Source organism: Vibrio sp. Vb1127 (assembly GCF_033338735.1).
In the GTDB taxonomy this organism is placed as follows: domain Bacteria; phylum Pseudomonadota; class Gammaproteobacteria; order Enterobacterales; family Vibrionaceae; genus Vibrio; species Vibrio alginolyticus.
This window is the reverse complement of sequence record NZ_JAWOTF010000009.1, coordinates 106,896-119,684: the sequence shown is the minus strand read 5'-3', so window position 1 is coordinate 119,684 and position 12,789 is coordinate 106,896. Positions and strand designations below refer to the sequence as shown.

General features: G+C 44.5%; 10 protein-coding genes. 9 read left to right on the top strand and 1 reads right to left on the bottom strand.

The window, feature by feature from the left end; translation table 11 throughout:
* Positions 1-7 precede the first annotated feature (7 nt).
* The 5 genes from murC to lpxC all read left to right on the top strand — a co-directional run bounded on the left by murC (position 8) and on the right by lpxC (position 5,983).
* Complete coding sequence (murC, locus tag R7H07_RS14180) at positions 8-1,465, top strand: UDP-N-acetylmuramate--L-alanine ligase (protein WP_206959297.1); 1,458 nt, start codon at positions 8-10, stop codon at positions 1,463-1,465.
* Positions 1,466-1,657: 192 nt separating this feature from the next.
* Positions 1,658-2,440, top strand: coding sequence for a cell division protein FtsQ/DivIB (locus tag R7H07_RS14175; protein WP_005387393.1), 783 nt, complete (start codon positions 1,658-1,660; stop codon positions 2,438-2,440).
* Positions 2,433-3,695, top strand: a complete 1,263-nt coding sequence (gene ftsA, locus R7H07_RS14170) for a cell division protein FtsA (RefSeq protein WP_005372946.1) — start codon at positions 2,433-2,435, stop codon at positions 3,693-3,695. The genes R7H07_RS14175 and ftsA overlap by 8 nt, the downstream gene beginning before the upstream one ends.
* 30 nt (positions 3,696-3,725) lie before the next feature.
* A complete protein-coding gene (gene ftsZ, locus R7H07_RS14165; protein WP_017633617.1) occupies positions 3,726-4,964 on the top strand; it encodes a cell division protein FtsZ in 1,239 nt (412 codons plus the stop codon).
* A 101-nt stretch (positions 4,965-5,065) separates the two neighbouring features.
* Complete coding sequence (gene lpxC, locus R7H07_RS14160; protein ID WP_005381871.1) at positions 5,066-5,983, top strand: UDP-3-O-acyl-N-acetylglucosamine deacetylase; 918 nt, start codon at positions 5,066-5,068, stop codon at positions 5,981-5,983.
* A 113-nt stretch (positions 5,984-6,096) separates the two neighbouring features.
* Here the strand turns inward: lpxC and R7H07_RS14155 are convergent, their stop codons facing one another.
* Positions 6,097-6,555: a DUF721 domain-containing protein gene (locus R7H07_RS14155; protein ID WP_206959295.1), complete on the bottom strand. Its 459-nt coding sequence runs from the start codon at positions 6,553-6,555 to the stop codon at positions 6,097-6,099.
* 407 nt (positions 6,556-6,962) lie between these two features.
* On the opposite strand from R7H07_RS14155, the gene secA reads away from it, so the two are divergent.
* The 4 genes from secA to carA all read left to right on the top strand — a co-directional run bounded on the left by secA (position 6,963) and on the right by carA (position 12,787).
* Positions 6,963-9,692, top strand: coding sequence for a preprotein translocase subunit SecA (secA, locus tag R7H07_RS14150; RefSeq protein ID WP_005381868.1), 2,730 nt, complete (start codon positions 6,963-6,965; stop codon positions 9,690-9,692).
* A 155-nt stretch (positions 9,693-9,847) separates the two neighbouring features.
* Positions 9,848-10,246, top strand: coding sequence for an 8-oxo-dGTP diphosphatase MutT (mutT, locus tag R7H07_RS14145; protein ID WP_005387387.1), 399 nt, complete (start codon positions 9,848-9,850; stop codon positions 10,244-10,246).
* Positions 10,247-10,356: 110 nt separating this feature from the next.
* Positions 10,357-11,166 carry a 4-hydroxy-tetrahydrodipicolinate reductase gene (gene dapB, locus R7H07_RS14140; RefSeq protein WP_065274178.1) on the top strand — a complete coding sequence of 270 codons (810 nt, stop codon included), beginning with the start codon at positions 10,357-10,359 and terminating at the stop codon, positions 11,164-11,166.
* A 481-nt stretch (positions 11,167-11,647) separates the two neighbouring features.
* Positions 11,648-12,787 (top strand): glutamine-hydrolyzing carbamoyl-phosphate synthase small subunit, encoded by a 1,140-nt coding sequence (carA, locus tag R7H07_RS14135; RefSeq protein WP_017821483.1) that lies wholly within the window; start codon positions 11,648-11,650, stop codon positions 12,785-12,787.
* The last annotated feature ends 2 nt before the right edge of the window (positions 12,788-12,789 follow it).

Genomic DNA, 12,789 nt, shown 5'->3' with positions numbered 1-12,789 from the left:
AGAATTGATGACAATCCAACATACACAAGACTTAGCTCAGATTCGCGCAATGGTGCCAGAGATGCGCCGCGTGAAATCCATCCACTTCATCGGTATTGGTGGTGCGGGCATGAGCGGCATTGCAGAAGTGCTGTTGAACGAAGGCTACCAAATCACAGGTTCTGATCTATCAGAGAACGCTGTGACAGAGCGTTTGGTATCAAAAGGTGCGACGGTATTTATTGGTCATCAAGCCAGTAATGTCGAGAAAGCGAGTGTGGTTGTTGTGTCAACGGCGATCAACGAAGAAAACCCAGAAGTGATGGCGGCACGTGAATTACGCATCCCTATTGTACGCCGCGCAGAGATGTTGGCTGAATTGATGCGATTCCGTCACGGTATTGCCGTTGCGGGTACACACGGTAAAACCACGACGACCGCTCTTGTTACTCAAATCTATTCTGAAGCCGGTCTTGATCCAACGTTTGTGAATGGCGGTTTGGTGAAAAGCGCAGGTACAAATGCGCGTCTAGGCTCGAGTCGTATTCTAATTGCAGAGGCAGATGAAAGTGACGCGTCATTCCTGCACTTGCAACCAATGGTGAGCATTGTTACCAATATCGAAGCCGATCATATGGATACCTATGGTGGTGACTTTGAAACCTTAAAGCAAACCTTCATCGATTTCCTTCATAATCTACCGTTTTACGGCCAAGCAATTGTTTGCATTGATGATCCTGTGGTTCGAGAGTTAATCCCACGTATTAGTCGTCAAGTGATAACTTACGGTTTTTCTGAAGATGCCGACGTACGTATTGAAGATTATCGTCAAGAGGGACAGCAAGGCAAATTTACGGTAGTACGTAAAGGGCGAGCTAACTTAGATATCACGCTGAATATTCCAGGTCGTCACAATGCATTGAATGCGTCTGCTGCGATTGCGGTTGCTACTGAAGATGATATTGAAGACGATGCGATCCTAAAGGCAATGGCTGGTACGCAAGGTACGGGAAGACGTTTTGATCACCTTGGCGAGTTTGATACTGGCTACGGCCATGCAATGCTTGTTGATGATTACGGCCATCATCCAACAGAAGTGGATGTAACCATTAATGCAGCACGCAGTGGTTGGCAAGACAAGCGTTTGGTGATGATTTTCCAACCGCACCGTTATAGCCGTACTCGTGATTTATACGATGATTTCGCGAATGTGCTTGAACAGGTGGATGTATTAATCATGCTGGATGTTTACGCAGCGGGTGAAAAGCCGATTGCAGGTGCTGATGGGCGCGCTTTATGTCGCACAATTCGCAGCCGAGGCAAGGTAGATCCGATTTTTGTTCCAGAAATCGAGCAATTACCTTCAGTTTTAGCTAACGTTATACAAGACGGCGACCTAATCTTAACGCAAGGTGCGGGTGATATTGGTAAAGTGGCGAAACAGCTAGCAGGTCTTAAATTGAATATAAACAAGATGCTTGGCTGACACATATTGTTGACGCGAAGGACAGATAAAGACTCAGATCTCGATTTTGCGTCAATATCATTGTGATTTATTGCTATCAGTGTTTGATAGTTTACAAGAGCTCAGTATAATCCCAAGGTTAAAGTCAAGACTTTTACCTCTGCGTAATTATATGGGTAAAAAGTACACGACAAAAGTCAGGAAACGAAGACGTTGTTGAATATTGCACTGAATGACGAGCGACCAAACACGGGTAACAACCGTGGTCGCCAAGAAAAAATCTTGGGTGCGTTATTTTTCGTTGTGGTTGTGACTTTAATTAGTTCTGTTTTGTACGCGGCGATCAGTTGGATGTGGGATGACCAAAGGTTACCTCTCTCCAAAATAGTACTTCAGGGGAAACTGGAGTATGTCCAAGCTGACGATGTGCAGGCTGCATTTAGTCGAATTGATCACATCGGTACATTTATGTCCCAGGATATTGATGTATTACAGCAAAGTGTCGAAGCTCTGCCATGGGTAGCGCATGCTGCAATCCGAAAGCAGTGGCCGGATACAGTAAAAGTTTTTTTGACGGAGCATCAACCAGAAGCCATTTGGAATGGCAACGAACTGTTAGATAAAAACGGGTTCGTTTTTGATGGAGATGTTGCTCTGTTGCAAGAAGAAAAAGTGAAGCTGTACGGACCCAAAGATAGCGGACCGGAAGTCTTACAGACTTACCGTGATTTGAGTCCTAAGTTTCAGCAATTGGGTTTAGCGATATCGTCTCTGGTATTAAACGAGCGACGAGCTTGGCAAATCATCCTTGATAACGGTATTCGATTAGAGCTCGGTAAAGAGTCTCTTCTTGAGCGTATAGAGCGCTTTTTTAAGCTCTATAACAAGCTTGGCAGTGACACGCAAAGAATCAGTTATATCGATCTTAGGTACGATACAGGAGCCGCAGTTGGTTGGTTTCCTGAACAAGAGTTAGAAGAGAGTACAGATGACTAAGGCCGCTGATGACAACATTATTGTTGGTCTTGATATAGGCACTGCAACCGTATCGGCTCTAGTGGGTGAGGTTTTACCAGACGGTCAAATTAATATTATTGGCGCAGGTAGTAGCCCCTCACGCGGCATGGATAAAGGTGGCGTGAATGATTTGGAGTCGGTTGTAAAATCAGTACAACGTGCAATTGATCAAGCTGAATTAATGGCAGAGTGCCAGATCAGCCGAGTCTTCATTTCGTTGTCTGGTAAGCATATCGCAAGCCGAATTGAAAAAGGTATGGGCACGATTTCTGATGAAGAGGTGTCTCAAGAAGACATGGATCGCGCTATCCATACCGCAAAATCGATTAAAATCGGTGATGAACAGCGAATTCTTCATGTGATCCCGCAAGAGTTCACCATTGATTACCAAGAAGGAATCAAAAATCCGCTTGGTTTATCTGGGGTAAGAATGGAAGTGAGTGTCCACCTTATCTCATGCCATAATGACATGGCACGCAACATTATTAAGGCGGTAGAACGCTGCGGCCTTAAAGTAGAACAACTCGTATTTTCTGGGCTTGCTGCTAGTAATGCAGTAATCACCGAGGATGAAAGAGAGCTTGGAGTTTGTGTGGTTGATATTGGCGCCGGCACGATGGATGTGGCCATCTGGACTGGCGGTGCGTTACGTCACACAGAAGTATTTTCGTACGCAGGAAATGCTGTAACCAGTGATATTGCTTTTGCTTTTGGCACGCCAGTGAGCGATGCTGAAGAAATAAAAGTCAAATATGGCTGTGCTTTGAGTGAACTGGTCAGTAAGGATGACACGGTTAATGTACCAAGCGTAGGTGGACGACCATCACGTAGCCTGCAACGTCAAACGTTGTCAGAAGTGATTGAGCCACGCTACTCTGAGCTTATGGGACTGGTTAACCAAACTATCGACTCTGTACAAGCAAAATTGCGCGAAGAGGGTATCAAGCACCATCTGGCTGCGGGAGTTGTACTCACCGGCGGTGCTGCGCAAATGGACGGAGTGGTAGAATGTGCGGAACGCGTATTCCGCAATCAAGTAAGGGTCGGCAAACCGCTCGAAGTCAGCGGATTAACTGACTATGTAAAAGAGCCGTACCATTCTACGGCAGTTGGATTACTTCATTACGCAAGAGACATGCAGTCTAGCGACGATAGCGATTATAATGAACCTAAACGCTCATCTGTAACTGGCTTTTTCGATAAATTGCGTAACTGGATACAAAAAGAGTTTTAACCTGAGTTGCAGGATAAACGGAGACAACACATGTTTGAACCGATGATGGAAATGTCTGACGATGCAGTAATCAAGGTCGTTGGGGTTGGTGGCGGCGGTGGTAACGCCGTTGAACACATGGTGCGTGAATCCATCGAAGGTGTGGAATTCATCAGCGTCAACACTGATGCGCAAGCACTTCGTAAGACAAGCGTTGGCAATGTTATTCAGATCGGTGGTGATATCACTAAAGGTCTGGGTGCAGGTGCTAATCCACAGGTTGGCCGTGACGCAGCTCTCGAAGACAGAGATCGAATTAAAGATTCCCTGACTGGCGCCGATATGGTGTTTATCGCAGCTGGTATGGGTGGCGGTACCGGTACTGGTGCAGCGCCTGTTATTGCTGAAGTGGCTAAAGAGCTTGGCATTCTAACAGTAGCGGTAGTAACTAAACCGTTTAGTTTTGAAGGTAAAAAGCGTTTGGCATTTGCTGAGCAAGGTATCGATGAGCTGTCTAAGCATGTTGACTCTTTGATCACGATTCCAAACGAAAAGCTACTTAAAGTACTTGGTCGTGGTGTAACACTACTAGAAGCTTTTGCAAGCGCTAACGATGTTCTTAAGAATGCCGTTCAAGGTATTGCTGAGCTAATTACTCGCCCTGGCATGATCAACGTCGACTTTGCGGACGTAAGAACTGTAATGTCTGAAATGGGTCACGCAATGATGGGTAGCGGCATCGCCAAAGGTGAAGACCGTGCTGAAGAAGCGGCTGAAATGGCAATTTCTAGCCCACTTCTGGAAGACATCGATCTAGCGGGCGCTCGTGGTGTTCTTGTCAATATTACTGCTGGTCTGGATATGCGTCTTGACGAGTTTGAGACGGTTGGTAATACAGTGAAGGCATTCGCTTCTGACAATGCGACTGTTGTTATCGGTACTTCTCTAGACCCTGATATGACTGACGAAATCCGCGTAACAGTTGTAGCGACAGGTATTGGTAATGAGAAAAAGCCAGATATCACGCTAGTTGCGGGTGGTAAAGCTAAAGTGGCACCGACGCCGCAAGCTCAACCACAGCAACAAGCAGCGGCAACGCAAGCTGAAGAAAAACCGGCACAGACCTTGCAAAATAATCAAGTGCAAGAGAAGCCACAGGTAACTCCTCAGCCGACAAACACTGCTCCTTCTTCTCCAGCTTCGTCGAGCCAAAGTTCTGCGGCTCCAAAGCAAGAAAAGGAAAGTGGTTATTTAGATATACCGGCATTTTTGCGTCGTCAGGCTGATTAATCTTTAACCCATAAATTTGACATGGCTCAAAATTATGGTAGCATTCACGGTCGACGTTACAGACGGCCGTGTTTTGTAGCAAATTTTTGAGAGGCAAGCAGATGATCAGACAACGTACTCTGAAAGAAATAGTGAAAACAACTGGTGTGGGTCTCCACTCTGGTCGTAAAGTCACACTTACTCTGCGCCCGGCTGCTGCAAATACAGGTATCATTTACCGTCGTACAGATGTAAATCCACCTGTAGATTTTCCAGCTGATCCAGCTTCGGTTCGTGACACCATGCTTTGTACTGCATTGGTAAACGATGAAGGTGTGCGTATTTCAACTGTTGAGCACTTGAATGCGGCACTTGCTGGTATGGGCATCGATAACATTGTTGTCGAAGTAGACGCACCTGAAATTCCGATCATGGATGGTAGTGCAAGCCCATTTGTATACTTGCTACAACAAGCAGGTATCGAAACGCAAAATGCGCCAAAACGCTTCATCCGCATCAAAAAGCCAGTTCGTTTTGAAGATGGTGATAAATGGGCAGAATTTGTACCATTTAACGGCTTCCGTATGGACTTCGAAATTGAGTTTAATCACCCAGCGATTGAATCAGACGAGCAACGTTTGCTGTTTGATTTCTCGTCAAAAGGCTTTGTTCGTGAGATTTCTCGAGCACGTACGTTTGGCTTTATGCGTGATATCGAATATCTACAATCTCAAAACCTAGTTTTGGGTGGTAGTTTTGACAATGCTATCGTTTTGGATGATTACCGTATTCTTAATGAAGAAGGTCTACGCTTTGAAAATGAGTTTGTGACTCACAAAGTGTTGGATGCGATTGGTGACCTTTACATGTGTGGCCACCCAATCATTGGTGAATTCCGTGCCTTTAAATCTGGCCACGGTTTAAATAACCAACTGTTACGTGCTGTTCTTGCAGATCAGGAAGCGTGGGAGTGGACTACATTCGAAGAAGAAGTCGGCTCACCAGTAGCATTCGCAGAACCAAATATGGTGCTTGCGTAAATACTTGGCATTAGAATTAATAAAAAACCAGGCTTATGCCTGGTTTTTTGCTATTTGGCTTTAATCCTGGATTTATCAATAACATTCAAGCTTTCAGCATATTGAAATAACGTTCACTTACGATCTTCCTTTTCTGCCATATCGGCTAATCGTTTTAAACGCTCTTGAATTTTCGGTGGCGCCATGTCGGCAATCGTCATTAATGACTTTGCTGCAGATTCGGTTAGTGGTGGACGCTTAGGTCTGTCGTCTTGTTGAAAGCGGTTTCGATATAGTGAAGGATTGATCCTCACTTCAACGCTCATCAGCTTGGCAAAGCCTTGAGTACGAAGTTTATTTAGGATTATGAGGCGATCGTAATCGATCTTCATTTTGATCGCGGCACTAGAGACATCGATCAATAGATGGCCGTTACGAACATTCGCTACTCGGCAATGATCGGCCGTCCCCGTGGGTAAGACCTCTTGCAAAGCTTGGTTAAGCTGTAAGATTTCTCCAGCATGTTCTTGAATCTGCTTGAACTGTGACTCAGCAATAACATCTTCAGTCGAGGTTGGACGGTGATCACGCATAGGTAAAATCTAATTTTGTTGAGATATAGCTATTCTAGAGCAGCTTTCTATCAAGGTATAGTTTACATTAACGTCTTTAGCTTCAGTTTTACAATGTAGCAAGGTAAAAAGCAAAGTTTGCTCTGGATGGATTACACATATTGCGGTATGCAATATCGGCTAATCAGTCACCACTTTAAGTAAAAACTTCAGAGTGCTTCAAACAAATACGTCTATTTATGGTTGTATCGATTAAAAATCCTTACACTAAGCCACATTGTTTCAAAACTTAGCCTTGAAATATGGATGTTTGAACTCAATATCTTTGATAAATGATTTATCTCAGTATTCTTAGTTCCAAACTGGCAGAGACTGAAGGCATTATGAGTAGATCGGGAACGGTCTGAATAAAGAGAGATTCACGAAAAATGATAACTAAGCTACTGACAAAAGTGATTGGCAGTCGCAACGACCGAACACTGCGCCGCCTTAGAAAAATTGTAAAAGAAATTAATAACTTTGAGCCAACATTCGAAGCTCTAAGTGACGAAGAGTTAAAAGCAAAGACGGTTGAATTCCGTGAGCGCCTAGAGAAGGGTGAAACTCTTGATAAACTACTTCCAGAAGCTTTTGCTACGGTTCGTGAAGCATCTAAGCGTGTCTACGGTATGCGCCACTTCGACGTCCAGCTTATCGGTGGTATGGTTCTAAATGCGGGTCAAATCGCTGAAATGCGTACGGGTGAAGGTAAAACGCTGACGGCAACGCTTCCTGCTTACCTAAATGCCCTGGCTGGTAAAGGCGTTCACATTGTAACAGTGAACGATTATCTAGCTAAACGTGATGCAGAGACAAACCGCCCTCTATTTGAATTTTTAGGTATGACTGTTGGCGTAAACGTGCCAAACATGCCCCCTCAAGAGAAAAAAGAAGCGTACCAAGCTGACATCTTGTACGGAACGAACAATGAATTTGGTTTTGACTACCTTCGTGACAATATGGCTTTCCGTAGCGAAGATCGCGTACAACGTGAACGCTTCTTTGCAGTTGTCGATGAGGTGGACTCAATCCTAATTGATGAAGCTCGTACCCCTTTAATCATTTCTGGTCCTGCTGAAGATAGCTCTGAGCTATACACCCGAATCAACCTTTTGATCCCGCATCTTAAAAAGCAAGACAAAGAAGACTCTGAAGAATATCGTGGTGATGGTCACTACACTGTTGATGAGAAATCAAAGCAAGTATACCTCACAGAAACGGGCCAAGAGTACGTTGAAGAACTATTGGTGAAAAATGGTCTTATGGAAGAGGGTGACACACTTTACTCTCCGACTAACATCAGCATGTTACATCACGTGAATGCCGCTTTGCGTGCTCATGTGTTGTTTGAGCGCAACGTTGATTACATCGTTACAGACGAAGGTGAAGTAGTAATTGTTGATGAACATACTGGTCGTACAATGCCAGGTCGTCGTTGGTCTGAAGGTCTTCACCAAGCAGTAGAAGCGAAAGAAGGCGTTAAGATTCAAAACGAAAACCAAACTTTGGCTTCGATTACCTTCCAGAACTACTTCCGCTTATACGAAAAACTGTCTGGTATGACAGGTACTGCGGATACTGAAGCGTTTGAGTTCCAATCTATTTATGGCTTGGAAACGGTGGTTATCCCAACCAACAAACCAATGATTCGTAACGATATGCCGGATGTGGTGTACCGTACCGAAGCTGAGAAGTTTGCTGCAATCATTGAAGATATCAAAGAGCGCGTTGCGAAAGGTCAGCCAACATTGGTTGGTACAGTATCGATTGAAAAATCAGAACTTCTTTCTAACGCATTGAAGAAAGCGAAGATCAAACACAACGTATTGAATGCGAAATTCCATGAAAAGGAAGCGGAAATTGTTGCTGAAGCGGGTATGCCTGGTGCGGTAACTATCGCGACCAACATGGCCGGTCGTGGTACGGACATTGTGCTTGGCGGTAGTTGGCAATCAAAAGTGGAAGCTTTGGAGAACCCAACTCAAGAACAAATCGATGCGATTAAAGCAGAGTGGAAAGTGGTACATGATCAAGTACTAGATGCTGGTGGTCTACACATCATTGGTACTGAGCGCCACGAATCTCGCCGTATTGATAACCAGCTACGTGGTCGTTCTGGTCGTCAAGGAGATGCGGGTTCATCTCGCTTCTACCTATCTATGGAAGACTCTTTGTTACGTATTTTCACTTCTGATCGTATGGCGAGCCTTATCCAAAGTGGTATGGAAGAAGGTGAAGCAATTGAATCGAAAATGCTTTCTCGCTCAATTGAAAAAGCACAGCGTAAAGTGGAAGGTCGTAACTTTGATATCCGTAAGCAGCTACTAGAATACGATGATGTGGCGAACGATCAGCGTAAGGTTGTCTACGAGCTGCGCGACGAATTGATGAACGTTGAAGACATCAGCGGTATGATCGAGCAAAACCGTGAAGATGTGCTAACAGCGGTTATTGATGAGTACATCCCGCCACAATCACTAGAAGATATGTGGGACGTTGAAGGTCTGCAAGAGCGCTTGAAAGCAGACTTCGATCTTGATGCGCCAGTGAAGCAATGGCTTGAAGAAGACGATAAGCTTTACGAAGAGGCGCTACGCGAGAAGATCATCAATCTAGCCGTTGAAGTGTACAAAGAGAAAGAGGAAGTGGTGGGTGCGCAAGTACTTCGTAACTTCGAGAAATCGGTTATGCTTCAAACGTTGGATACGCTTTGGAAAGAGCACTTGGCAGCAATGGATCACTTGCGTCAGGGTATTCACTTACGCGGCTATGCGCAGAAGAACCCGAAACAGGAATACAAGCGTGAATCGTTTGAACTGTTTGAAGGTCTACTAGAAGCGCTGAAAACCGATGTGATTACTGTTCTATCTCGCGTTCGAGTTCAGCAACAAGAAGAAGTTGAACGTATGGAAGAGCAACGTCGTGCGCAAGCTGAAGAGGCCGCTCGTCGTGCTCAAGCGCAACACGCAGCAGCACAAAATCCTCTTTCTGAAGGTGAAGAATCTGAAGAAGGTTCAAGTCAGCCAATGGTACGTGATGAACGTAAAGTAGGTCGCAATGAGCCTTGCCCTTGTGGTAGTGGTAAGAAGTATAAACAGTGTCACGGCAAAATCGACTAACGTATTAGTCAGATAATTTTTTAAAGAGTCGCCTAGGCGGCTCTTTTTTTAAGCAAATTCTGTGGCTGTCGAATTTCATAAGTTTTGATAGCATCGGATAGTTTTAGAGATGCAAAGACCGTTGAAGTGTAACGGCTTGAGAGTTAGGAACCCCTATGAAAAGAATTCACATAGTCGCGGCTATTATTTTTAACCAAGACAAATCAAAAATTTTTATTACAAAGCGTCCAGACGACAAGCATAAAGGCGGGTTTTGGGAGTTTCCCGGCGGGAAAGTCGAGTCAGGAGAAAGTATTGAACATGCTCTAGCAAGAGAACTTGAAGAAGAAGTAGGAATTGAAGTTACTGAGCAAGCCCTTTTCGAGCATTTGGAATATGACTATCCAGACAAATCACTTAAGTTTGATTTTATTACGGTATCTAAGTTCAGTAATGAGCCTTACGGCCGAGAAGGTCAAGAAGGTCGCTGGGTTGAGATAAGAGAATTGGGTAACTATGCCTTTCCTGAAGCGAACGTGCCTATCTTGGAGCGTGTCGTAAAAGAGTTTGCTTAAGCCTGATGAACTTGCTTGTGGTAACCACGGTATGTTGTTAGTTTAAACAGATTAAGCGAAACGAGAGAACGAGAGCAAACCTCGTTATCCAGAGAAGGAGAGAAAGCGCAATGGTTCGTATTGCAATCGCAGGAGCAGCAGGCCGAATGGGCCGTAATTTGGTTAAAGCTTCACACCTTAATCCAGAGGCGACAGTGAGCGCGGGATCAGAACGACCTGAGTCCTCACTTGTCGGTGTCGATATCGGTGAACTTTGTGGTGAAGGCAAATTCGATGTGTTCTTAACGGATGATCTTGCTAAAGACGTCGATAATTTTGATGTAATCATCGATTTTACTGCCCCAGTAAGTACGTTGGCGAATCTTGAACTGTGTAAGAAGCATGGAAAGAGTATTGTGATTGGGACGACTGGTTTCAGTGATGCAGAGCGTGAGCTGATTGACGAAGCCGCTAAGCAAGTGCCTGTTGTCATGGCTCCTAACTACTCTGTTGGTGTGAACCTAGTATTTAAGCTTCTTGAGAAAGCAGCCAAAGTGATGGGCGACTACTGTGATGTTGAGATTGTCGAAGCACATCATCGTCATAAAGTTGATGCTCCTTCTGGTACTGCTATCGGGATGGGCGAAGCCATTGCTGGTGCGATGGGCAACAAGCTGAATGATGTAGCTGTCTATGCGAGAGAAGGTATCACAGGTGAACGTACTAAAGATGAGATCGGCTTTGCTACAATTCGCGCTGGCGATATTGTCGGTGAGCACACAGCCATGTTTGCTGATATCGGGGAACGAGTGGAGATAACGCACAAAGCGACCGATCGTATGACGTTTGCTAATGGCGCCGTCAAGGCCGCTGTTTGGTTGAGTGCCAAACCAGCGGGCTTTTATACCATGACAGATGTTTTGGGATTGAATGATCTCTAAATACATAATTATTCGCCGGCGGTAGCCGGCTTTTTTATATCTATAGAATTGTTTGTAAATGAAATGATTCTAACAGAAAGTATTTTGGTGCTTACTTTTGTTGTTGTTTTGGTTGTTTTGTGGGTGTTTTGGGTTTTGATGTCTAAAAACTAATGTCTTTTTTGTTGAGTGAACGTTTGCGTGAAAAACTCATACTTTTTTGTGATCTCTAAAAAGTTTAAATTTGTAAAATTCATTAAACCTCTATGCCTCTCTATGTAATAGCATGTAAAAGTTATCTTTTTGGGCCTTACTGATTCAAAATGACCTTACTCGCTAGAAATTAATCATTTATTTTTGATTGTAGGTTGACAGGTTTCGACTCCAACTTTAGAATACCGCCAATTTGTCTGAAATACCTATTTATGTAGATTTTATAGGTAAAGGAAGGCATGTTTGCAGTTTGATTTATTTTTTTTGCATTTTTATTCTGGAGGTTGTCTTGGGTAAATTAGCACTGTTGGTCCTAGAAGATGGGACAGTGTTCCGCGGAGTGTCCATAGGGGCAGATGGTCTTTCCGTTGGTGAAGTCGTTTTTAATACCTCGATGACGGGGTATCAAGAAATCCTCACTGATCCTTCCTATTCTCAGCAAATCGTCACTCTCACTTATCCTCACATTGGCAATACCGGAACCACTTCCGAAGATGAAGAATCCTCTTCCATTCATGCACAAGGCCTTGTGATTCGCGATCTTCCTCTAATCGCTTCTAACTTCCGTAACGAACAATCCCTCTCTGATTATCTTAAGTCTCAAAATATCGTTGGCATCGCTGATATCGATACTCGTAAGCTCACTCGTATCCTGCGTGAAAAAGGTGCTCAAAACGGCTGTATTGTTGCGGGCAATAACCTAGACGAAGCTTTGGCACTAGCGAAAGCAAAAGAATTCCCAGGCTTAAAAGGAATGGACCTTGCGAAAGAAGTTACAACAAAAGAAGCGTATCAATGGAAGCAAGGTTCGTGGACGCTTGAAGGTGGACTTCCAGAGGCGAAAGATGACAGCGAGCTGCCATACCACGTTGTCGCTTACGACTTCGGCGCAAAACGCAACATCTTACGAATGTTGGTTGACCGCGGCTGCCGCTTAACGGTTGTACCTGCAGAAACGTCAGCGGAAGAAGTTCTGGCACTAAATCCAGATGGCGTATTCTTATCGAACGGCCCTGGTGACCCAGAACCATGTACTTACGCGATTGAAGCAACCAAAGTGTTCCTAGAAAAAGGCCTGCCAATTTTTGGTATTTGTCTAGGTCACCAAATTCTGGCGCTAGCATCAGGTGCGCAAACGGTGAAAATGAAGTTTGGTCACCACGGTGCAAACCACCCAGTAAAAGATTTAGAGCGTAACGTTGTGATGATCACTTCGCAAAACCACGGCTTTGCGGCAGATGAAGCAACATTACCGGAAAACTTACGTGCTACTCACGTATCGCTATTTGATGGCTCTTTGCAAGGTATCCACCGCACAGACAAGCCAGCATTTAGCTTCCAAGGTCACCCAGAAGCGAGCCCTGGTCCACATGACGCGGCACCTCTATTTGACCACTTTATCGAACTAATCAAAAAACACAGCGCTTAATT